The organism is Oceanobacillus sojae, from assembly GCF_007991515.1.
In the GTDB taxonomy this organism is placed as follows: Bacteria; Bacillota; Bacilli; order Bacillales; family Amphibacillaceae; genus Oceanobacillus; species Oceanobacillus sojae.
Genome location: NZ_BJYM01000010.1, coordinates 90319 through 112702, shown reverse-complemented (window position 1 = coordinate 112702; position 22384 = coordinate 90319). Strand labels below are relative to the sequence as shown.

Sequence of the window (22384 nt, the reverse complement as noted above, 5' to 3'; positions counted from 1 at the left end):
ACCAGACACATCTGGCCCCTTAAAGTCAAGCCTAAGTGTAAGTTCACTCTCCCCAAACATAAGGTGTTTCCTGATACACATAATAATTCAACCAATTGGAAAATAGTAAGCTGCAATGACTCTTCCAGCGATGCTTTGGAAGTTTGTCCGGATCATTATTTGGATAATAGTTTTCTGGTAATGCTGTGTCAACACCGCGGGCATGATCTCTTTCATATTCTTCTTTTAACGTTGTCGCCGTGTATTCTAAATGACCTGTTGCCATAATATGCTTCCCATCCTTAGATGCAAGTAAAAACACCCCTGCATCATCGGACACAGCTAATAGTTGCAAGTCAGGATGATTATCAATTTCTTCCAAAGATACTGTGGTATAGCGCGAATGCGGTGCTAAGAATATTTCATCAAATCCTCTTACCAGACGTTCTTTCGGTGCTAATACCTCATGTTCAAAAACTCCAAAACATTTTTGCGGGAGGGCATGCTTATCAATGCCATAATGATGATATAAAGCTGCCTGCGCTCCCCAGCAAATATGAAGTGTAGATGTAACATGATCATTCGTCCACTCCATAATTTCTTGCAGTTCCTCCCAATAATCAACATCTGTAAAGGAAAGATGCTCTACCGGGGACCCTGTAATAATCATACCGTCAAATGTTTTATCCCGAACCTCTTCAAAGGTCTTATAAAATGTATCCAGGTGGTTCTGACTTGTTGTTTTTGATTCATGTGAAGCCATTCGCAAAAAAGAAATACGCACTTGTAATGGGGTATTCCCAAGGTATCTTAACAATTGCGTTTCAGTCTTTTGTTTTTCAGGCATCAAATTGAGGATAAGAATACTCAGCGGACGAATTTCCTGTGAATCCGCGCGCTGTTCATCCATCACAAAGATATTTTCCTCTTCTAAAATCTCTTTTGCTGGCAGCTCTCTTGGAATTTTAATCGGCATTGTCTGACCTCCATCCACTTTTCTGCTTTATTAATTTCAAACGATCTTTTTTGAAAGATATGCTTTTCTCCCAAATTATTAGTCTATTTCTTATTGTAAAGGCTTGCTGAAAAAGTTCAACCCTTCTTTTCAACAAAATAAGCAAATATTTATTCTAATCTTGGATGAAGAATCTGCACCTGACGCATACTTTTTAAAATTAATAGCAACTGCTCCGCCATGTAATTCGTACTATAGCTAAAATTATTTTCCGCCCATTCAGATATCATACCAATAATTGCATTCGCAAAGAAGCTAGCCTGCAAAGCCTGATTCGGCTGATTTGCTTCCTTTTTTATTTTCGTTAAATCATGAATGGTTAAGTTCTTTAATACCCTGAAAATCTGTGTCTGAAAATAAGTCAGTTTATCTGTCCGCAGCATTAATGCATAAAAGCCCTGAAATTTTTCCACATGTTCAAAAATTTTAACCGTGGAATCGGTAAGATTATCCAGATTGAATATACGCTTCTCTTTATAAGGCATACGATAGGATTGAATTAAATCTTCTATAATATCCTCTGTTAACTCTAATAAGATATCAGTTTGTGATTTATAATGCTTATAAAAAGTTCCTCTATTCAAATCTGCACGTTCCACGATATCTGTTACCGTAATTTTATTAAACTCCTTTTCCTCTATTAATTGAATAAGCGCATTTCGCATCGCTTTTTTTGACTTGCTAATTCGCCGATCTTCAGGATTTAACATGGATAGATTACCCCCAAATTTAGTAATTAGACAAATACATATGGAAGTGTTGATAAACATACATTTTAATCATTTTTTATATATTGTTAACAAGATATCCCTATTATAAGATGGATAGGAAACAGATACAATTTTTTGCAGGAGGGGTAAAAATGAAATTAAAAGACAAAGTAGCCATTGTAACCGGAGCAGCTTCCGGTATGGGGAAAGCGATTGCAGAATTATATGGCAGGGAAGGCTGTAAAGTGATTGCTGCAGATTTGAACCTGCAAGGGGCAGAAGAAACCGTTCAATCCATTACAAATAATAGAGGTACAGCCAAAGCAATTAAAGTAAACATCACTGAACTGGAAGACATCGAAAATATGATTGATGCAGCAGTCTCTGAATTCGGAACGCTTGATATCTTAGTGAACAACGCTGGTATTATGGATGGTATGGAAGCAGCCGGCGATGTTGATGATAAAAAATGGGATCTAATTTTTGATGTAAATACGAAAGGAGTTATGCGTGCCATTCGCAAAGCAATTCCTATTTTCCTTGAAAAAGGGAACGGCAACATTATTAACACCGCTTCTACAGGAGGATTAAATGGGGCTCATGCTGGTGCTGCATATGTCGCATCAAAGCATGCTGTTGTAGGCTTAACGAAAAATACAGGCTTTATGTATGCGAAGGAAGGTATTCGCTGTAATGCAATTGCTCCAGGCGGTGTAGCAACAAATATTACTTCCTCTGTATCCGATTTTAATCAATTTGGAGCGAGCCGGACACAGTTAGCGCAGGCCGTGATGCCTAGAGTCGGACAACCAGAAGAAATTGCACAGGTAGCGTTATTCTTAGCTTCAGATGAATCCAGCTTTGTCAATGGAACTGTTATTACTGCAGATGCCGGCTGGACAGCAGCTTTTTAGTTTGTACTTTTACGGATTCAGATAGCCTTTCTGCATCCGTTTTTATTTTGATCAGAAACACAGCCTTCTTACAAATAGTACCCCTCTGTTTCCGTTAAACTGCTCTCATCTCCCCTTGATAATTCCCTGCTCATTTTCATTTCTTAAGACGGAATGATTCTTACGGAAATTGATAAAAAATCCTTTTTTGATACGGTTAATTTCATCTGGATTGGCAATGCTAATAAGAAGAAATTTATGAAGGAAATGAGGCTCAACACATGTCTGAAAAAGAAAAATCCACCAGTCAAACAAATATTGAAAATGATAATACTTTAACCACCCGTCAAGGTCATCCCGTAACTAACAACCAAAATATCCGTACCGTCAGCAACCGTGGCCCTGCTACATTGGAGAATTATGATTTTATTGAAAAAATAAGTCATTTTGATCGTGAGAAAATCCCAGAACGTATTGTGCATGCACGCGGTGCCGGAGCACATGGCTATTTTGAAACCTATGGAACAGTTGGTAATGACCCTGTTTCCAAGTACACAAGAGCAAAGGTTTTCCAGGATAAAGGGAAGCAGACACCTGTATTTGTCCGTTTCTCAACAGTAGTTCATGGAAATCATTCTCCGGAGACAGTACGTGATCCGCGCGGTTTTGCTGTTAAATTTTACACAGAGGATGGCAACTGGGATCTGGTCGGCAATAACATCAAAATTTTCTTTATCCGTGATGCAATGAAGTTTCCTGATATGATTCATGCTTTCCGTCCGGATCCAGTAACAAACATTCAAGATTCCGAGCGCTTCTTTGATTTTTGCTCCAGCTCCCCCGAGTCCTTTCATATGGTAACCTTTATCTACTCACCATGGGGGATTCCTGCAAACTATCGGATGATGCAGGGGTCGGGCGTAAACACCTATAAATGGGTCAATCAGGATGGAGAAGCTGTTCTCGTGAAATACCATTGGGAACCAAAGCAGGGGATTAAAAATTTAACCACCAAAGAAGCTGCTGAAATCCAGGGTGAGAATTTTAATCATGCTACCCAGGATCTATATGATGCGATTGAAAAAGGCGATTATCCAGAATGGGAGCTGCTGGTACAAATTATGTCAGACGACGATCATCCAGAGCTTGATTTTGACCCGTTAGATGACACAAAATTATGGCCGGAGGATAAATTCCCATGGCTTCCGGTAGGAAAAATGGTACTTAATAAAAATCCGGAAAATTATTTCACTGAAGTTGAACAGGCATCATTCGGAACCGGTGTATTAGTTGACGGGCTGGACTTTTCCGATGACAAAATGCTTCAGGGGCGTACTTTTTCTTACTCCGATACACAGCGCTACCGTGTTGGAGCTAACTATTTGCAGGTTCCGATTAATGCAGCCAAAAAACGGGTTGCTACCAATCAGGAAGGTGGACAGTTACGTCAGCAAAACGACAAAGCTCCCGGTCAAAATCCACATGTTAATTACGAGCCGTCCGTGCTTGGCGGACTGGAGGAAGCGAAACAAACTGGCAAGGAATATACACCTTTTGTAGAGGGCAACCTTGTACGTGAATCCATTGACCGCAATGATAATACAAAGCAGGCAGGAGAAACCTTCCGTCAATTTGATGATTGGGAAAAAGATGAATTATTGTCTAATATGATTGGAGATTTATCAACCTGCGACAAGCGGATTCAGGATAAAATGATTGCACTTGCAGAAGAAGCTGACGAAGAGTATGGACGTCGTCTGAGAGAAGGTTTAAAGCAAGCGAAAAAACATGGCACCAGTCAGAATCCATTAGGTGCATCAGATGCGGAACAGGCTCCAAAGCACGCTGAAGAGCTTGGACATGACGCAGATCCTTATTAATATAAAAAATGGTACCTCAAGGTTAAGCTTTGAGGCACCATTTTAATTATTTATCTTCCTGTAAAAACGGATGAACGATTTTCTTATATGCTTCATACTTCATTTTCCATGATTCCTTTGGAAAACCCGCTGGTCTTCCTGTCAGAGCTGCCTCAAACATATCTAAACAGATATGCCAGCCGGCTAAATCCTTAGGAACATGGTCATCGAGCACTGGAATATATTCTTTTAATACTAAAACACATGCATCCCCGGTCTGCTCCAGTTCAAACCGGACAGAGCCTTCTCCCCATTCAAATTGCCAATAGGTTTGCGGCTGAAAATCTAAAATAGCAATCTCAAAGGAATTTCCTGTTCCATCATTCATATTAAATTTCATTTTCCTACTTTTTCTCAGGTCTACCACTTCTAAATTGGGCATCCATTGCTGCAGTTTATCATTTTTTATTAATGTGCCCCATACTTCGTCAACAGAGCTATTAAAATTACGTGCAAAAGTTGCTATATAGCCATTTTCTGTTTTTTCTACCGCTGCCAGCATATATTGTTTTCCTCCAATAATAAGAATTGTTTGATTCCATTTATCTTTATCATATATTAATAATATATACTTTTCTAAGCCGATAACGACATTCTAAGTCTGCTTTATCAAGAGTTACCAATTATAAATGATTCCGCTGGATAGTAATTTATTATTTTGCAGAGCTGTTTTGCCATATAACCAGGAGATTGCTCAAAATCCTTTTTAATCCAATCCAGAATAATACCTAGAATTCCATAGGCATAGAATGAGGTATACATATTGTTATCCAATCCATCATGGTATGGGGTAATTAAGTTAATTTCATTCTCAAAAAATTGGGTAATGGATTGCAGAAAAACTTCATAAAATCCCGGTATGGCTTCGAATTCTCTCCAAAGTGCATAAAAATGCTTATTTTCGATAATATAATTAAAAATAACAACTTCTGAAGGAGCTAAGTCGTTTAAATGGATATAATTATTCTTCTTATAAGGAACTTTAAAGGCTTGAATCAGTCCGTTTGTCTGATCCGTAATAATTTCCTTGACTAAATCCGCCTTTTGATTATAGTGCCGGTAAAAAGTAGCGCGATTATAATCAGCGTGCTCCACAATATCCGTAACCGTTATTTGCCCATAGTCTTTTTTATGCATTAATTCAAGAAGCGCATATTTTAATAATTTTTTTGTTCTCCTCACCCGTCTATCCAATATTATATTCTTGGTAACCACTCAAATCACCCCAAACTTCTTTTCATTTTTAAACAGATTGCATTCATCTGTTGTTTATGTACACAGACCTTAATCTATTACTGATTGAAAGCGTTTCATTTAAAATTTATACTAAAATTAATTCACATATATAGTTTAACATAATTCAAAAAATCAAAGGGGGTCATCCTATTGGAAAAACAATGGAATGAACAATACGACGTGGTAGTCGTAGGTTCAGGTGCCGGAGGATTAACAGCTGCTTTAACAGCACGCTTACAGGGTTTATCAGTAATTGTCATTGAAAAGACTGCTCTATTTGGCGGTTCCACATCAAAATCAGGTGGAACCATCTGGATTCCCAATAACCTTTATTTAGAAGAAGCCGGGGTTAAAGATACGTATGAGCATGCAAAAACTTACCTGGACACCACCGTGGGAGATCGTGTTCCGGATGCTTTAAAAAAGGCTTACCTGAGAAAGGGACCTGAAATGGTAAAGTATTTACACGAGAACACGGAACATTTCAGATGGGAATACACTCCCAGATATTCCGATTATTACCCTGAATCACCAGGAGGTCTGGCTTCGGGGAGAGCCGTTGAAGCCCAGCTGTTTGACCTCAGAAAATTAGGAGATGATATCAAGCATTTACGTACTTCAGGTTTGCCGACCAAAGGAATGGTATTAAAATCAAGTGAATTCCACAAAGTGAACATGATTATGAGGACATGGATCGGGAAAACAAAAGCAGTGAAAGTAGGTATGCGGCTGATCCGCACGCTCATTTCTGGATATAAACCCACTACTTTAGGTGAGGCTGCTGTTGCCCGTCTATACACTTCACTAAAGGAGGCTGGCGGAGAGGTTTGGCTCCAGACACCATTTAAAGATTTAATTTATGAAAATAATCAAGTAACAGGTGTTATTGCCGAAAGAGATGGAATGGAAATCAATATTCAGGCCCGTCATGGGGTCATTTTTGCTTCCGGCGGCTTTTCCCATAATCAGGAGCTGCGGGAAAAATATTTACCGAAGCCCACTAATACAGAGTGGACATTGTCAGCGGAAAAGCAGACAGGTGATGTAATTGCTGCCGGTGTAAAATTAGGCGGGCAATTGGATTTAATGGACAAAGTGTGGGGAACTCCTACCTCAGCACCACCTGGAGCTCCCGCATTTATGCCTGTCGCTGAGCGGGCTACACCCGGCTTAATTATCGTAAATAGTAATGGCGAACGCTATATCAACGAATCTGTTCCATACCATGAATTTGTAGATCAAATGTATGAAAATAATAATGAACAGAGCTCCACGATACCGTCATGGATGATATTTGATAAACGCGTAAAGAGCCGTTATCTTGTATTTGGAATTATGCCATTACAACAGCTTCCAAAAGAATGGTTTGAAACTGATTATGTTAAAAAAGCAGATACCATTGAAGAATTGGCCAGGAAAATCAATGTACCTCCAGAAAAACTGGCTGCCACCATTTCCAGGTTTAATACATTTGCAGCTAAAGGAAGTGATGAGGATTTTCAGCGCGGAGAAAGTGCTTATGATAGATATTATGGCGATCCGACATTGAATAATCCCAATCTGGCACCACTGGACAAGGCTCCTTACTATGCGATTCCTATTTATCCAGGTGATATTGGAACAAAAGGCGGGCTGGTCATCGATGAATCAGCAAGAGTGATTACAAAGGATGGTGCTCCAATAACAGGCCTATATGCTACAGGAAATTGTACTGCCTCTGTAATGGGAGAGACATACCCCGGGCCTGGTGCAACGATTGGAGCATCTATGGTGTTTGGTTATGCAGCTGCAATGGATATCGCTGAAAACGCCAGAAAGAAAAGCAGTCGTAGTCCAAAGGTAACCATGACAGTTTAAGTGCGTCCATATTTATATAAATAAGTAAAGAGCATTCATATGCAGGAACAAAATGAAAGCATATTGTCTTCTTGATTGGCAGACAATTCTATGCAGCAAATGTCAAAAGAGATTTGCATAGAGAAATGAAATATTCCATTTCTATAAAAAAGAGGATTTCGATTCACTGCTGCTGTCACAACAGCTAAATCGAAATCCTCTTTTTGTCATTCCATACCATTAGATTCAAGCCTCTCCTTCTAAACGAAAATTCGATTTTTTCCTGCTCTTTTCTTTATTTTTTTTCCGTTTACTTTTACATTGCTTCATTGTCTTCCTTACATCCTCCATTTGGTAATCAATTTGGCTTTTCAACATTTCATAAGATGAAAACATGGGATAAATCAGCTCCTGAGAATAAGTTATTTGATACTTTCATTGTATCGGCTTATCTCTTCCCACACATCGGGTCAGTGACTGATTTATCCCATGAAATTATCGCTGCTTCAGATGGAAGAGTTCCTCCTGCTTAAGGTTGAGATCATCTCCGTCTTGCCTCATTTTAAAGTGAATATACTGCAAAAATAAGTTCCAGTTGAACTGCTTATTTCTCCCCCATCGACTTTTCAATAACATCTAGTACTTGATGTAGATTCTGAACTGGAATTTGTCCCGGCGCCGAAGCTCTTTCTCCGGCTCCAAAGGTTAGTACTGAACCAAAAACCTGCCCGGATAATCGGGTGATAGCTCCAAGGGGGCCCATCGCCATTGTAATCATTGGCTTATTTGTATATTTTTTCATTTCATTGGTTGCTGTTAATAGCTCTAAAACATCCTCTGTTTCATTTGGCATCACAGCAATTTTTAATACATCACCGCCAAGCTCATCTGCCCTTTTTAATCGATTGATAATCTCTGATTTAGGTGGTGTTTTTTGAAAATCATGATTGGAAATGATTACGTATGTATGCTGCAAATGCGCGATAGAAGTCAGATGTTTAACCGTATCTTCTCCCTGATACAATTCTACGTCCACGAAATCTGCAAGACCTGTCTGGATGACAAATTGATTCAACGATACATAAGCTTCTTTGGAAAGCTCTTTCTCCCCCCCCTCTTGATGACTGCGGAAGGTAAAAATCAGCGGAATTCCTTTTAAGACATTCACTAAATCGTTTAGAACCTCCAGTACTGCTGCATGATTTTCCACTTCTTCAAATATATCCGCACGCCATTCAACAATATCTATCGCCTCTTTTTGATAACGTTTAGCTTCTTCAATGATGTCTGCTTTTTTTGAAGAAGTTAAAGGAATGCAAATACTCGGCTTCCCGTTTCCCAGAGTTATATTTTTAACTGTTAATGCTTCTGTCATAATCAATACGTCCTCCATTCTTTACTGAAACTTATCCTTTAAAAACTCTTTCATCACGTACTATACCTGCCTCTTTTCCTTTGAGAAAAATGAAAAACAACCCATGTTCCTGCAACCAGCAGCATCACCAGACTCGATAGATAGAAAACAGCGGAAATTCCATATAAATCTATAATAATAAATGATAGCAAGGGCCCGATAGCCGCTCCTAAATCTACAGCTATTGTGTGCAGTGTCATCATCTTAACAGGGTTACTTCTCGCTGCCGCATCGCCCGCCAAGGTATCTGTTATCGTTAAAAGTCCGGTTGAAACCATTTGGAAAAACATAATAGTTATTAATAAAAGAACGAAAGATTCCACACGGCCTATAATCAGAAAAGCAACGCTTCCCAATGTTAACGGGACAAGTATCCAATTATATTTATACTTTCTCCTGTCTACAAAGCTGCCTATCATCGGTGCAAATACAGGATCCCACGCCCAACGGATTGCTTGAATTATTCCGGCCAGTGTCGCAGCACCAATGACAATACCAAAAAATGACCAATCAGCATGATAGGTTTGTTCGATCAGCGGGCTGAGTGTAGAAGCAAAAATGCCCATTGTGATAAAGCCCATCGTTCCTCCAGTCAGAATAACAAGAATAATATATGGATTGAGGATTGCTTGTTTTCCTTTGTCCGATAAATCATTGCTTGCAGTTGTTTTTCCACCATCTTTATAATTTTTAGGTACCAGCCTGACGATAAAAGGAAAGACTGCAACAGCTATCAATGCAAACAGGGTTGTCACAAATGGTATTGATAACTGATCGACCAAAAAACCCCCTGCCAGCATGCCTACTAATCCACCTAACCCCCATAATCCATTATACAATCCCATATAATGGCCTCTTGTTTTTTCCGTGGAGAATGTTACAACTGTGAGCATTCCTCCCAGCTTAACAAATGACCAGGCAATACCCCACAGTATTCTCGCAAACAGTAACAGCCAAAAGCCCTGAAGCAGTCCATAGGATAAGGTGCTTAAAGCAGCACAGGCTACAGAAATTAATACACCTGTACGGATATTGAATTTGCTGTAAAACAATCCTACTAATGGTGTAATCGGCAAGCGTACAAAACGATTAATGGATAACAGCACACCAATCTGCCAAATAGCAGTTAATCCGAAATCCTGCCAATATAAAGGAAGTACAATAAAAAGCATGGCATCTCCCATCACAGTTATTGCTGTAATCAGCGCAATTCCGACAACCTTCCCTTTATCACTCATGGAGTTGACTCTCTTAAGCTTGAATGATAAGTATCTCTTCTCATTATCAACCTCTCCTGTCTATCTGTTGAACTAATCCATCTTCTTACTTACCGTTTATTTCTTAATTTTCAACTTACTCCCCAATATACCACAAATTCAATTCATTTCTTATATGAAATTCCAATATATAAATGAGCTCCATAAAAATAAACGAATATATTTCTTTGAGCCATATCGCTCTATTTCACTTTTCTCCAAGATATTTTTATTACATTGACAAAAAACTGTAACACTGTTATGGTTATACACATAAGTATATAACCATAATACAGTATAAGATTAAATATAAATATTTAAAGGAGGATGCACATGTCTTATTCCATTGAAGTAAATGGTTTAACGGTACATTATAAGAATTTTAAAGCATTAGATCAGTTGAATTTCAAACTGTCTCCAGGCAAGATTCATGGCATATTAGGAAGGAATGGTGCCGGTAAAACAACCCTGTTAACATACCTTGCTTCCTTTCACAAAGCAAAGCACGGAACGATTGTTATTGACGGAGAAGATCCTTTTGAAAATGAACGGATTTTGCAGGGGACGTCTTTTATTTATGAAAAAGATAATACTTACGACTACGATAAAATCGATAAGATTATAAAGGGAATGCTTTATTTCCGCCCATATTTTGATGAGGCTTATGCAAGAGAATTAGTAAAAAGATTTAAAATTCCTACGAATAAAAGTGCTGATCAATTATCAAAAGGACAATATTCCGCTTTGCAGGTTGCCATTGGCTTAGCAAGCAGAACCCCGCTCACTATTTTTGATGAAGCATATCTGGGAATGGATGCACCGGCAAGAGAACTGTTTTACAAAGAAATCTTGTTAGAGCAGGAAAGACATCCGCGTACGATTTTATTTTCTACACATCTTGTCTCAGAAATGGAGTACCTCTTTGATGAAGTGCTTATAATCGATAACGGAAAAGTTCTATTACAAGAAACAAGCGAGCAACTTCTTGAAAAAGGCTTCTCCATTACAGGAGCTAAAGAAGATGTTGAGGCATTCACAAAAACATTAGAGGTCATTTACGAAGAGATGCTTGGTGGAACAAAATCTGTGATGGTTTACGGAACTTTACCGAAACAAGAGCAGCGAGAAGCAGTTGAACTCGATTTAGAAATCGGTTCACTATCTATAAATAATCTGTTTATACATTTGACGAAGGAGGAGGAAAGAACATGAAACAATTTCATTTAGGCTGGGCATTTTTCATTGAACAGATTAAATGGGCTTCCTGGTTCTATAGCATTATAATTGTTTTGACAATTGGAACTACTATCGCGAACCATTGGGGGTTTTTAGATAACCTTGATATCAGCAATAACACTTCTACTATATTTATGTTAATTATCGGATTGCTTTATTCTTATGGGTTCTTAGATTACTATTATAAATTAGGAATTTCCAGGAAAAAGTTTTTTAAAGCCGCTTTATTCGCATCTGTTTTGCTTTCTATTATATTAGCTTTGGCAATGATCACCATGATTGTTTTATTTGAGACACTCGTCCCGGCATTAGGATTTGCTGTCCCATGGACAGATCCATTAATCGGCGGCGGGGTATTATCCTTCATTCAAAGCATAGCTGATTATTCCGTTGCCCATTTCTTTTATCTTTTACTTGGCTGGTTTATGGGGCTTGGTTTTTATCGTTTTCGCTGGAAGATTGGATTATTGTTTATCCTTATTTCCTTTCCATTTTTCGGGATATCCGCATTATTACAAGACAAAGCTGATATTGCACATACCATTAAATTTTTCACCGTCAATCCGCAGATTATCAGTATTGGGCCTTATCTTATTTTCTTTATCATGATAGCCATTTTAATCGTCTGTAACTACCGCTTAACGAAAGACGCACCCATTCGATTATAAAATCATATCAGAAAGGAGGCTATACGAACCATGTCCACACAATTTCGGAGTGATAAACCTATTTTCATTCAAGTCCGGGAACAGATTGAAGACCAGATTGTCAATAATCAGTTAAAGGAAGGCGAGCAGGCTCCCTCTACCAATCAGCTGGTTCAATTTTATAAAATTAATCATGCCACCATCTCCAAAGGCGTTACACAGCTTGTAGATGAAGGCATTCTATATAAGAAGCGAGGTGTTGGTATGTTTGTCGCAGAAGGAGCAAAGCAAAAACTCGTTCAAAAACGGAAGCAGGCGTTTATGGATGATTATGTCATCGGTTTAGTCCAGGAAGCAGAGAAGCTTCGTATTACAGAGAACGAAATCATTGATCTGATAAAAAAGGCAAGAAAGGGGGATAAAGCATGAGTTTCACGGTTGAAGCAATAGATGTCAGTGTACGATATAAGGATTTCACGGCTATTGATCAGATCAGTTTTCAGCTGGAGGCCGGAAAAATTCATGGCTTATTAGGAAGAAACGGCGCCGGGAAAACAACCTTATTATCAGTGCTGTCAGCTTTCCGAAAAGCTGATGGCGGAAGTCTTATCATTGATGGAGAAGATCCTTTTGAAAATCCAAGAATCATGCAGGATACGATCTTTATTTTTGATCAGCAGAAAGATTTGGAGTACACCTATGATAAAGTTGGAGACATGTTAAAAGAAATGGCTTATTTCCGGCCAAATTTTGACGAAACATATGCCCTGGAATTGGCTAAGAAATTCAAGCTGCCTTTAAATAAAAAAGTGAATCATCTATCCAGAGGTAAGAAATCAGCATTTCAGGCTATTATCGGTTTAGCATCCAGAGCTCCTTTAACTATTTTTGATGAAGCTTATTTAGGAATGGACGCACCGACAAGAGAAATTTTTTATAAAGAGATTTTAAATGATCAGGAAGAGCATCCGAGAACGATTATCTTTTCCACTCATCTCGTTTCCGAAGCAGATTATCTATTCGATGAGGTGCTGATGATTCATAACGGAAAGATTTTATTGCAGGACACAAATGAGCAAGTGATTTCCAAAGGGTTCTCACTTACAGGCTCCCTGGAACAAATAGATGCTTTTTCAAAGGACTTAGAGATTTTAAACAGTCAGGTACTAGGCGGAACAAAATCCGTCATGGTATATGGCGAACTCTCTGAACAACAGAGAAATGCAGCAAATCAAGCCGGAATTGAGATTGGCGTCCTCTCTCTCCATGATTTGTTTGTGCATTTGACAAAGGAGGAAGATGAATGAGTTCCATTATCTTATCACCAAAAAAAATAGCCAGACTCTTATTTATGGAACAAGTAAAGTGGACGATATGGTTTCTTTCCTTTATGTTTGTGATTTATATAGTCGTAGTAACCTTTGCTTCTGGTCCGCATTCCAGTTTTATAGACTTGACAAACTTTTCAAACGGATCTTCAGGTATTTACATGTTAATTATTGGTATTTTGACAACATCATCTTTCTTTTATTATTACATGCAGCAGGGGGCTACCAGAAAAAATTTTTTTCTTGGCACGATAATATCATCCGCCCTGATAGCCATAGCAATAACAGTCATCCTGATACTGTTAACTTTTATTCTCCAATTTATATCTGGTTGGGCAGGCTGGAATATTCATGGACAAGAGCTTGATTTCACAAGCAGCTTCTCTGCATTTATTTATACCTTTGTCAGACTTGCCATTATGCACCTTATTTACTTTTTAATCGGGTGGATGATTGGTTTGACCTTCTACCGTTTAGGCTGGCTGTATGGGCTTTTATCCATCGCATGCAGCATTCTTCTGTTAGCAATAACTGGTATTCTGATAGAAGTCACACATTTTTCTTTTTTTACAAATATTATCAATTTGCCAGCTTTTATTGCCACACCACTAAGCCTTGTATTAATTGTTCTCCTTTTTGGCGTTAACTATCGGCTGATTAAAGATGTGACGGTAAAAATCTGATTTAATAAAAAAGTAGAGCATTTCCCAATGGAAATGCTCTACTTTTTTATTTTACTTCAACTGCTGCTCCGCAAAAGAACGATACAGTTCATGCGATTCAATTAAAGCTTGATGTGTTCCTTTACCGGTAACCTCGCCATTTTCAATAAAGATAATCTGATCCGCATCAATAATTGTAGCTAAGCGATGGGCAATTACAAATGTTGTTCTTCCTTCCATCAGTCGCTGTAATGCTTTTTGAACAACCTGTTCCGATTGACTATCGAGACTTGCCGTTGCTTCATCAAGTAATAAAATTTTCGGATTACGCAGGAAAGCTCTCGCAATATTGATCCGCTGCCGCTGTCCGCCTGACAACTTTGTACCGCGTTCACCGACCTGTGTATCCATTCCATTTGGCAGTTCCTGTATAAACTGTGCTGCATAGGCCATTTCCGCGACTGCCCAAAGTTTTTCATCAGCTATATTTTCTGCATTTTCCAACCCGTAGGTTAAATTATCACGAATGGTTCCGGACATCATGGAACTCTCCTGTGATACATATCCGAGCTGGGAACGCCAGGAGCCAAGAGAAATATCCTGAATCGATTCTCCATCAAGCAGAATTGCTCCTTCATCCGGCTCATAATAGCGTTCAATTAAACCGAATACAGTGGTCTTCCCTCCACCGCTTGGCCCGGCAAATGCCACCATTTCTCCCGGAGATGCGGAAAATGATACCTTATTCAGTACCTGCTCACCTGCTTCATAAGAAAAACTGACTTCTTTAAATTGCAGCGACAGCTCGCCAATCTGTTTTTCAGAGCCGGGTAATACCTCTTCCTCTTCTTCCTGTAAAATTTCTGAAATACGCTCGGTAGCTCCTTTTGCTTTTTGTAATTCGGTAAAGAACATCGCAAATGTTGTAATAGGAAAGACAATCTGGAATAGATACAAGAGAAATGCGACAAGCGATCCGGTTGTCATGGTCCCCTGCTCTACCCGGATACCTCCATAGCCAATAATCATGACGATAACAAGCATCACAATCATATACATAAATGGTGCAATCACAGCGAAAATCTTTGCCTCTTTCAAGCCTGTCTGCAATAGCTTGAAAATTCCCTGCAAGCCCCGTTTTTCTTCCTTCTGTTCTGCTGTAGAAGATTTCATTAATCTAATTTCACTGACTGTCTGCTGAATCTCTCCTTGAAAATTAGCTGTCTGATCCTGCAGACTGCGAGATACTTTTGCCATCCGATTTCCCAGCGGCAGCATTACTGCCAATGTAATCGGAACAGCGATAAACATAATTAAAGTCATTTTCCAATCCATAAACAGCAGGATAATAACTGCTCCTATAATGGAAATCAAGCCAGAAATAAACTGTGGGAAATGCTGAGACACTAAATCCTTTACTATTCCTGTATCATTAATAACACGGCTGACAGACTCCCCGCTCGGCTGCTTCTGAAAATAAGGAACCGGGAGGCGGATCAGCTTTTTCCATAAGATTTCCCGAAGCCTCGCTACTACCTTTTGTCCGACATAAGCAAGAGCATAAGCTGATAAACCATCCACCAATGCATGCACAATAAATACGCCAATAATAATAGCAATAAACCGCCAATCTAAATCTGCGATGGAAAATCCATCAACAAGCTCCCTTGTTAAAAGCGGGATTGTCAGTCCTACCAAAGTAGTCAGGATACTTCCTAGTAACCCTAATATTAATACAAGCTTCGGTATCCTTGTAGACAGTAAAAGCTTTATAAAATTGCTTGATGATTGTTTCGGTGCTTCCATTTAATTCTCTCCTTCTTCCTCGTCCCATAGAGGGCCCACATAATCCGTTGTGATTTGCTCGAGCCACGCTTCTTCCTCTTCCGTAATTGGAGATGGAACAAGCCGCTCGATTTCTTGAATATATGTTTCTATCCGTTCTTCATTCTCTTTGTCCTCAATATTCAAAGAAAAAATATCTGTTAATTCTTTCAAAGAATCCATCCCCACTACCTCCAGGATAAGACGATAAAAATCATCCAGCATCTGTTGAACCTCCGGATCATCTGCAGATTTTCCAAAATGCGCTCTGACCCGTTTATAAAATGTCAGCAATCCCTGTTCAAAAATCATCTTCTCCTTAGCTGTCTGCGGAAACATCTTCTTCATTACATCATCCTTAATAATTCCTTTTGCCAGCTCCTCCTGCTTCTTCTCGTTTTGCATACTTGCCAGTAAGCTGATAAGTACAGCATGGTCAACTTCTTTTTCATTTTCTAAAAGATACACCGTACGCTGGATAGCATCTAAAGCAATATCAATTTGCTCTCTATCCTTAATCAGCTTTGACTCCTGGAGCCTTAATGTATCAATAAAGCTTAAATCAAAAGTATTCGCCTGCATGTAATCTTTGATTTCATCTAAGCTCATTCCTAAAAATTTCATGGTCATAATCTTATGCAGCTGAATCATATCCTCTTGCTCATAAACACGGTGTCCTGTATGGTCATCCCGTTTTGGCTTCAATATATTCTTCTCATCATAATAATGCAATGTCCTTACAGATACGCCTGTTGATTTAGCAAACTCACTGATGGAGAATGTTTCTTTTTTCATATCTGCTTCAATTCCCTTCCCGCTTGATAGCTTTATCATACCACCTCACGTTACGTCAGGCGCAAGTGGAAAATTTATATTTTTAATAAGCAACTAAAGTTAACATAAATGGTTACCCTGCATTGGTTGTTTCCTTTCCATTAACCGTTAAAATAAAAGTATACCCAAACGAAAGGGATGCATGAGATGAACAAAATTACTTTATCACGGAACCTTGCTTTTTTAAGAAGAGAAAATAATTATTCACAGGAAGAATTAGCAGAAAAAATTGGTGTCACCCGCCAATCGATTGCCAAATGGGAAAATGGAGAGTCCTTACCCGATATTATCAATTGTGATGCACTCGCCACCTTATTTGATGTCTCTTTAGACAATTTAATTCATTATGATCAAAAAGAAAGCGGCTTTCCAATTCCTCCAAAGGGAAAGCATATGTTTAACACTACTCCTTTGGAGAAAGATGGTTATGTAAAATTACCAGAAAAGGCTGTGAATATGATTAATATGCAAGAAGGTGATCAGTTTCTTGTTTTAGGTGATGAGAATCCTGAAAGTATTGGTATTGCCTTAGTTCCTGTAGAATTTTTCACGGCGATGACGCAAGGAATTTTAAATCATACAAAGGTTTCTGACAAATGACAGAATATATTCTCGAAGCCAAAAATATTTCCAAAGTCTATAATGATTTTCAAGCATTAGATAATGTATCAATATCCTTGGAGAAGGGGAAAATTTATGGGCTAATTGGTCAAAACGGAGCCGGTAAAACCACATTTATGCGTATCATTGCCGGCTTATCCTTTCCTACTTCCGGAGAGCTGTATTTATTTAACCAATCGAATCAAAAAGCATTGCAGGCTGGCCGGAAACAAATGGGCAGTATGATTGAGAACCCTAGTATTCTCGGGTATTTGAGTGCGCGTGATAATCTCCGTGTCCACAAAACGATGAAAGGAATAAAAGAAAAGAATATGGAGCAGAAAGTGCTCGACATCGTCGGACTGGGGGCCACAGGTAAAAAGAAGGCAAAAGATTTCTCCTTAGGTATGCGGCAGCGCCTGGGAATTGCTATTACTTTACTCGGTAATCCGAAAATGCTGATGCTTGATGAACCTGTTAATGGGCTTGATCCGAGCGGTATTGCTGAAATTAGACAGCTAATAAAGAGTCTGGCTGCTAAATATCAAATAACCATTCTTTTATCCAGTCACCATTTAGCAGAGCTTCATCAAACTGCTGATGAATTTATTATTGTTAATGAGGGAAAAATCCTGAAAACGCTCAGCCATGACAAATTAGAGGAACAAATCAATAAACATCTTCTCATTGATTGTAATGAGCCGGAAAAGCTGCAGAAGGTACTGAGAGAATCGCTTCAAACAGAGAATTTTATTGTACAGCCTGATAAAAGTATCAAACTATATGACTTTATTAATAAAAAAGAGGAATTATCAAAAGCCCTCATCAATCATGATATTATTGTTACTACTTTTACAACGCAGGAAGAAACCCTGGAAAGCTATTATCTTCAATTAATAGGAGGTGTGAGCTGATGCAGCTGTTAAAAGCCGATTTCTTTAAATTAAGCAGGTCAATTTCACCCTGGACAGTATTTATTTTATCCATTCTCAGCGCTATTATTTTTGCTGCCAGTTCTCATTATGTTTCAACTGGAAGTCTCAGCTTAGAAGCTGCTTCCGGCACCTTATCCCTGTTTTCTGAAACACAGATGATGGCATTGCTGGGAAGTATTGCTGCAGGCATTTGCCTTACGGCCGATTTTGAAAATAAAATCATTGAAAATGCTGTTTCAGGCGGGTACAGCAGAAACACAATTATTATAAACAAGATTATTTCATTTTTTATTTTAATTGCATTGTTATATCTGCCCTATATCATTATCACAGTTATTTTTGCTTTTACAAATACTGCATTCAGCGGTTTTATCCCGACACCGACCTTAAACATTTTAGCCGGAGCAGCAGAACAGGGAGCTACAGCCGGCTTGCTCGGCAAAATCATATTAATCAGCGGGCTTTCATTGCTTATCTTCTTCAGCCAGCTGATGGTCAGCGTTTTTTATATGTTTCTATTTAAAAAAGCAGTTTTCGTTATCGCTGCCACGTATATGACCAGTCTGATTCTTGGGCCAATCTCAAGCCTGAATGACAAGGTTCATTCTGTGATGGCCTATACTCCTTATGGGATTGATTTATCCCAATTAACTCTGGGTATGAGTGGTGAATTTATAGTAAAAAGCATGATAATCAGCCTATTATTTATTTTCATTTTCTATCTGGCCAGTTTACTTATCTTCCGGAAAGCGGAGGTGAAATAATCTCACCAGCTACAGAGCGGCAGTTCAATCACAAAACAGATACTATCTATAAGAGGAAGATTTCGCGGCCTGCATCTCTTTCTTTTTTTCAATCTCCCCCCCTGAAAGATCTCCTGCATATCTTCAAAATTAGTGTATTATCCGAATAAATACTTGTATCAAAGAATAAAAATAAATAACAATGGACAAAGGTTATCAAAAGCAATATTGATAGCTTTTTTCAGCTATTGTTATTTCTAGTATAAACGCGCACTTACAAGCCTGGTGTGCTCTATGCTAAAAAAGGAGGAAAACGATGATAACTGCTACTTGGAATTGGCTATGGGAAAAACATGACCAGGTGAAAGACATGTTTCGATTTTTCATCAAGCCTGGAGAGATGGTTGAACGAAAAAAGTGGAATAAGCCGGATGATGGGGCTGGAGGAAACAATAGTAATGGAAATGACAATGGAGATAAGGAGAAACGTTCTTATACTCCTATACAACGCACTGGTCTTATTGCCGGCCCATTATTATTTTTAATTACTTTATTATTTATATCTCCTGAAGGCTTGTCTAATGAAGGCCAGGCAGTTTTAGCAAGTACAATCTGGATTGCTGTATGGTGGATGACCGAAGCGATACCGATCCCGGCTACAGCACTTTTGCCTATTATTTTATTTCCTTTAACCAATGGTTTGGATCTTGGAGCTACCACCTCCGCTTATGGGAATGATACTATCTTTTTATTTATGGGTGGATTTGTACTGGCATTAGCAATGGAGAAATGGAATTTACACCGGAGGATTGCCATTAATATTATCTCTGTAATGGGGACGAATATCGATCGTATTGTTCTTGGGTTTATGGTTGCGACAGGATTTTTGTCTATGTGGATATCAAATACGGCAACCGCCATGATGATGGTTCCAATCGGGTTAGCTATTATTTATCAAGTATCTGATGCTCTTAAAGAGGAATCTGGTGTAGAGCAGCCGAAAGAGAATTTTGCATTTGGAAAATCATTGATGCTTGGAATTGCTTATGCCGCTTCTCTCGGTGGAATGGCTACACTTATCGGTACGCCTCCAAATGCTATTTTAGCCGGCACGGTCAAGGAATTATACAACGTCGAGATATCCTTTGCGTCCTGGATGATGTTTGGTGTTCCTTTTGCATGGATATTTATTCTTGTAGCCTGGTTTTATTTAACAAAATTTGCTTTTCCATTAAAAATGAAAACTCTTCCCGGAGGCAAAAAGATTCTAGATGAAGAGAAAAGAAAACTTGGAAAAGCTTCTTATGAAGAAAAAGCAGTATTTATTATTTTTATTTTAGCAGCTGTTGCATGGATTTCCCGTACATTCGTGCTCAATAAATTTAATCCTTATATTGATGATGCCATTATCGCCATAGCTGCTGCCCTTATTCTATTTTTAATACCTACCAAAAATAGAAAAGGAGATTATTTAATTGACTGGAATAGTGCTGTAAAACTGCCCTGGGGGATTCTGCTTCTGTTTGGCGGTGGACTTGCTATTGCAGCTGGCTTCACCACTTCTGGATTATCTGAATGGATTGGAACACAATTAACTGCATTACAGGGAGTTCACGTATTAATAATTGTTCTGGCTGTAGTTACTCTGGTTATCTTCTTAACTGAGATTACGTCCAATACTGCAACGGCTACAATGATGTATCCTATAATGGCTGCATTAGCAATCGCGGTGGATATGCACCCATTCGTATTAATGATCGCGGCAGGGCTGGCTGCTTCATGTGCATTTATGCTTCCGGTAGCAACACCTCCGAATGCTGTTGTTTTCGGATCAGGTTATCTTCGGATTCCGGATATGGCAAAGGCCGGATTCGTTCTAAATCTAGTCGGTATTGTTTTAGTTACTTTCACTGTCTATGTATTAGTACCTTTATTCTTAGGTATTGATTTAGGGAGCTACCCTGAGAGTTTTAAATAATCGTTTTTAGCCAGAGGAAATACTATCAGCATCATAAGAAAAGTCCGGATAAATTGATTGTCCGGGTTTTTCGGGTTAGCATTTTCTATGTTCAGGCTTCAGTAGTATGCTAATCTATTTTTATTTATCCATCAGAACCTGAAGATGACCTTCCTGCTCCCTTTTGTATAATCGTTACAAATATTAAATAACCTATTGGCAATATACCTGCTATCCAGACAACTGCGTCCCATCCTGCTTTGTCCCAAATAGGACCCACAGCAGTACTTCCAAATGTAACACCAATATAATAGGATACTAAATACAGACTGGATGCGCTTCCTTTATGATGTGCTGCCTGCTCGGTCACAAAGGTTGCTGTCAAAGAATGTGCTGTAAAAAAGCCGAGGCAGGTAATACATAAACCGACGATAATCCAGGGTAAAGAAAGTATCATCGTCATAATGATGCCGGCAGATAGAATAATTATTCCTGCTATCCGGACAACGTTTAGACCTAAGATTCCTGCTATCCATCCGGCCACAGGAGCTCCAACTACCCCAAAGCCATACGCCAAAAATGTATATGAAATAGCTTTGGCGGAAAGGAAAAACGGCTCTCCTTCCAGATGGAAAGGTAAATAAGTCCAAACCGATGTAAACGAAAGCTGAAAAATAATTCCCATACCGAAAATTAAAAGCATTGCTGGATTTTTCACATGAAAGGCCATACCCTCTATATCCTTCCGAAACGGCAGATGACTCGCTTCAAAAAAACGAGACTTTGGCAAAAATATCATTACAATCGCAACGATAACTACTCCTATCCCGGCGAAAATATAGAATATCGTCTGCCAGGCAAAATCATCAGCTAAGTAGCCTGCCAGCACTCTTCCAACCATGCCGCCAAAAGCATTACTGGCTATGTATAAAGCAGTGGCAATTCCAATACTCGAGCGGTCGATTTCTTCATTAATATAAGCAAGTGAGGCTGCCGGTAATCCTGCCAGTGCAAATCCTTGCAAAAATCGCATCAGAATAAAAAAATAAAAGGAGTCTGTCATTGGAATTAACAGAAACGGGATAACCGAAGCCAGTAACGAATATTTGATAAAGGGAACTCTGCCAATTCGATCCGAAAAAAATCCAAGAACAATTAAGCCGATAATTAAACCGACAATATTTATAGATAACGTTAAAGTAGCTTCTGATACCGATATATCAAAATCCCTGACAAACACAGGCAATAACGGCTGAACGACATAAAGGCTCGCAAACACGAAAAAAGAAGCAGACGCTAAGCATAAAGTGATTTTCCAAAAATAAAAATCTGTTTTATGATATTTTTTTGTTTCCATATC

21 protein-coding genes are annotated in these 22384 nt (G+C 38.8%); 12 read left to right on the top strand and 9 right to left on the bottom strand.

Translation table 11 applies throughout. The annotated features are described in order from the left end of the window. Positions 1–43 precede the first annotated feature (43 nt). On the bottom strand, positions 44–955 hold the full coding sequence (metA, locus tag OSO01_RS12710; protein WP_147210817.1) for a homoserine O-acetyltransferase MetA: 912 nt from the start codon (positions 953–955) through the stop codon (positions 44–46). A gap of 149 nt (positions 956–1104) precedes the next feature. Then, positions 1105–1704: a TetR/AcrR family transcriptional regulator gene (locus tag OSO01_RS12705; RefSeq protein WP_147210816.1), complete on the bottom strand. Its 600-nt coding sequence runs from the start codon at positions 1702–1704 to the stop codon at positions 1105–1107. 152 nt (positions 1705–1856) lie between these two features. On the opposite strand from OSO01_RS12705, the gene OSO01_RS12700 reads away from it, so the two are divergent. Both OSO01_RS12700 and OSO01_RS12695 read left to right on the top strand, forming a co-directional pair. Further along, entirely contained in the window at positions 1857–2618 is a 762-nt protein-coding gene (locus OSO01_RS12700) for an SDR family oxidoreductase (RefSeq protein ID WP_147210815.1), read from the top strand. 260 nt (positions 2619–2878) lie between these two features. Then, complete coding sequence (locus OSO01_RS12695) at positions 2879–4477, top strand: catalase (protein WP_147210814.1); 1599 nt, start codon at positions 2879–2881, stop codon at positions 4475–4477. Positions 4478–4523: 46 nt separating this feature from the next. On the opposite strand, the gene OSO01_RS12690 is transcribed toward OSO01_RS12695, so the two are convergent. After that, positions 4524–5018 (bottom strand): SRPBCC family protein, encoded by a 495-nt coding sequence (locus OSO01_RS12690; protein ID WP_147210813.1) that lies wholly within the window; start codon positions 5016–5018, stop codon positions 4524–4526. A 107-nt stretch (positions 5019–5125) separates the two neighbouring features. Next, complete coding sequence (locus OSO01_RS12685) at positions 5126–5731, bottom strand: TetR/AcrR family transcriptional regulator (protein ID WP_186813661.1); 606 nt, start codon at positions 5729–5731, stop codon at positions 5126–5128. 171 nt (positions 5732–5902) lie between these two features. Here OSO01_RS12685 and OSO01_RS12680 point away from each other — a divergent pair, with 171 nt between their 5' ends. Beyond that, on the top strand, positions 5903–7609 hold the full coding sequence (locus OSO01_RS12680; RefSeq protein ID WP_147210811.1) for an FAD-dependent oxidoreductase: 1707 nt from the start codon (positions 5903–5905) through the stop codon (positions 7607–7609). 583 nt (positions 7610–8192) lie between these two features. Here the strand turns inward: OSO01_RS12680 and aroD are convergent. Both aroD and OSO01_RS12665 read right to left on the bottom strand, forming a co-directional pair. Continuing rightward, positions 8193–8963 (bottom strand): type I 3-dehydroquinate dehydratase, encoded by a 771-nt coding sequence (gene aroD, locus OSO01_RS12670; protein WP_147210809.1) that lies wholly within the window; start codon positions 8961–8963, stop codon positions 8193–8195. Between the two features lie 53 nt (positions 8964–9016). Next, positions 9017–10240: an MFS transporter gene (locus OSO01_RS12665; RefSeq protein ID WP_147210808.1), complete on the bottom strand. Its 1224-nt coding sequence runs from the start codon at positions 10238–10240 to the stop codon at positions 9017–9019. Between the two features lie 351 nt (positions 10241–10591). On the opposite strand from OSO01_RS12665, the gene OSO01_RS12660 reads away from it, so the two are divergent. The 5 genes from OSO01_RS12660 to OSO01_RS12640 are packed head-to-tail and all read left to right on the top strand — an operon-like array spanning position 10592 to position 14152. Beyond that, on the top strand, positions 10592–11470 hold the full coding sequence (locus OSO01_RS12660) for an ATP-binding cassette domain-containing protein (RefSeq protein ID WP_147210807.1): 879 nt from the start codon (positions 10592–10594) through the stop codon (positions 11468–11470). After that, positions 11467–12162, top strand: a complete 696-nt coding sequence (locus OSO01_RS12655) for a hypothetical protein (RefSeq protein WP_147210806.1) — start codon at positions 11467–11469, stop codon at positions 12160–12162. Before OSO01_RS12660 ends, OSO01_RS12655 begins: the two co-directional genes overlap by 4 nt. Positions 12163–12192: 30 nt before the next feature. Further along, a complete protein-coding gene (locus OSO01_RS12650; protein ID WP_147210805.1) occupies positions 12193–12570 on the top strand; it encodes a GntR family transcriptional regulator in 378 nt (125 codons plus the stop codon). Then, positions 12567–13448: an ATP-binding cassette domain-containing protein gene (locus OSO01_RS12645; protein ID WP_147210804.1), complete on the top strand. Its 882-nt coding sequence runs from the start codon at positions 12567–12569 to the stop codon at positions 13446–13448. Before OSO01_RS12650 ends, OSO01_RS12645 begins: the two co-directional genes overlap by 4 nt. Then, positions 13445–14152, top strand: a complete 708-nt coding sequence (locus OSO01_RS12640) for a hypothetical protein (RefSeq protein WP_147210803.1) — start codon at positions 13445–13447, stop codon at positions 14150–14152. Before OSO01_RS12645 ends, OSO01_RS12640 begins: the two co-directional genes overlap by 4 nt. A 51-nt stretch (positions 14153–14203) precedes the next feature. On the opposite strand, the gene OSO01_RS12635 is transcribed toward OSO01_RS12640, so the two are convergent. Beyond that, the gene (locus OSO01_RS12635) at positions 14204–15937 is read right to left on the bottom strand and encodes an ABC transporter ATP-binding protein (RefSeq protein ID WP_147210802.1); all 1734 of its coding nucleotides are present in this window, start codon (positions 15935–15937) and stop codon (positions 14204–14206) included. Further along, positions 15938–16789 (bottom strand): MerR family transcriptional regulator, encoded by an 852-nt coding sequence (locus OSO01_RS12630; protein ID WP_147210801.1) that lies wholly within the window; start codon positions 16787–16789, stop codon positions 15938–15940. It lies immediately after the preceding gene. A gap of 147 nt (positions 16790–16936) precedes the next feature. Between OSO01_RS12630 and OSO01_RS12625 the strand changes: the two genes are divergently transcribed. From OSO01_RS12625 to OSO01_RS12610, 4 genes are all read left to right on the top strand, one after another. Next, positions 16937–17389, top strand: coding sequence for a helix-turn-helix transcriptional regulator (locus OSO01_RS12625; protein WP_198048592.1), 453 nt, complete (start codon positions 16937–16939; stop codon positions 17387–17389). Next, a complete protein-coding gene (locus OSO01_RS12620; protein ID WP_147210799.1) occupies positions 17386–18303 on the top strand; it encodes an ATP-binding cassette domain-containing protein in 918 nt (305 codons plus the stop codon). Before OSO01_RS12625 ends, OSO01_RS12620 begins: the two co-directional genes overlap by 4 nt. Further along, positions 18303–19088 carry a hypothetical protein gene (locus OSO01_RS12615; protein WP_147210798.1) on the top strand — a complete coding sequence of 262 codons (786 nt, stop codon included), beginning with the start codon at positions 18303–18305 and terminating at the stop codon, positions 19086–19088. Before OSO01_RS12620 ends, OSO01_RS12615 begins: the two co-directional genes overlap by 1 nt. 295 nt (positions 19089–19383) lie before the next feature. Then, a complete protein-coding gene (locus OSO01_RS12610) occupies positions 19384–21045 on the top strand; it encodes an SLC13 family permease (protein ID WP_147210797.1) in 1662 nt (553 codons plus the stop codon). A gap of 124 nt (positions 21046–21169) precedes the next feature. On the opposite strand, the gene OSO01_RS12605 is transcribed toward OSO01_RS12610, so the two are convergent. Continuing rightward, positions 21170–22381, bottom strand: a complete 1212-nt coding sequence (locus OSO01_RS12605; protein WP_147210796.1) for an MFS transporter — start codon at positions 22379–22381, stop codon at positions 21170–21172. Between the last annotated feature and the right edge of the window lie 3 nt (positions 22382–22384).

Bases quoted from the DNA above. Each gene is read 5' to 3' on its own strand.
- metA (WP_147210817.1), bottom strand. From the start codon at position 955: ATGCCGATTAAAATTCCAAGAGAGCTGCCAGCAAAAGAGATTTTAGAA.
- OSO01_RS12705 (WP_147210816.1), bottom strand. From the start codon at position 1,704: ATGTTAAATCCTGAAGATCGGCGAATTAGCAAGTCAAAAAAAGCGATG.
- OSO01_RS12700 (WP_147210815.1), top strand. From the start codon at position 1,857: ATGAAATTAAAAGACAAAGTAGCCATTGTAACCGGAGCAGCTTCCGGT.
- OSO01_RS12695 (WP_147210814.1), top strand. From the start codon at position 2,879: ATGTCTGAAAAAGAAAAATCCACCAGTCAAACAAATATTGAAAATGAT.
- OSO01_RS12690 (WP_147210813.1), bottom strand. From the start codon at position 5,018: ATGCTGGCAGCGGTAGAAAAAACAGAAAATGGCTATATAGCAACTTTT.
- aroD (WP_147210809.1), bottom strand. From the start codon at position 8,963: ATGACAGAAGCATTAACAGTTAAAAATATAACTCTGGGAAACGGGAAG.
- OSO01_RS12665 (WP_147210808.1), bottom strand. From the start codon at position 10,240: ATGAGTGATAAAGGGAAGGTTGTCGGAATTGCGCTGATTACAGCAATA.
- OSO01_RS12660 (WP_147210807.1), top strand. From the start codon at position 10,592: ATGTCTTATTCCATTGAAGTAAATGGTTTAACGGTACATTATAAGAAT.
- OSO01_RS12655 (WP_147210806.1), top strand. From the start codon at position 11,467: ATGAAACAATTTCATTTAGGCTGGGCATTTTTCATTGAACAGATTAAA.
- OSO01_RS12650 (WP_147210805.1), top strand. From the start codon at position 12,193: ATGTCCACACAATTTCGGAGTGATAAACCTATTTTCATTCAAGTCCGG.
- OSO01_RS12645 (WP_147210804.1), top strand. From the start codon at position 12,567: ATGAGTTTCACGGTTGAAGCAATAGATGTCAGTGTACGATATAAGGAT.
- OSO01_RS12640 (WP_147210803.1), top strand. From the start codon at position 13,445: ATGAGTTCCATTATCTTATCACCAAAAAAAATAGCCAGACTCTTATTT.
- OSO01_RS12635 (WP_147210802.1), bottom strand. From the start codon at position 15,937: ATGGAAGCACCGAAACAATCATCAAGCAATTTTATAAAGCTTTTACTG.
- OSO01_RS12630 (WP_147210801.1), bottom strand. From the start codon at position 16,789: ATGATAAAGCTATCAAGCGGGAAGGGAATTGAAGCAGATATGAAAAAA.
- OSO01_RS12625 (WP_198048592.1), top strand. From the start codon at position 16,937: ATGAACAAAATTACTTTATCACGGAACCTTGCTTTTTTAAGAAGAGAA.
- OSO01_RS12620 (WP_147210799.1), top strand. From the start codon at position 17,386: ATGACAGAATATATTCTCGAAGCCAAAAATATTTCCAAAGTCTATAAT.
- OSO01_RS12615 (WP_147210798.1), top strand. From the start codon at position 18,303: ATGCAGCTGTTAAAAGCCGATTTCTTTAAATTAAGCAGGTCAATTTCA.
- OSO01_RS12610 (WP_147210797.1), top strand. From the start codon at position 19,384: ATGATAACTGCTACTTGGAATTGGCTATGGGAAAAACATGACCAGGTG.
- OSO01_RS12605 (WP_147210796.1), bottom strand. From the start codon at position 22,381: ATGGAAACAAAAAAATATCATAAAACAGATTTTTATTTTTGGAAAATC.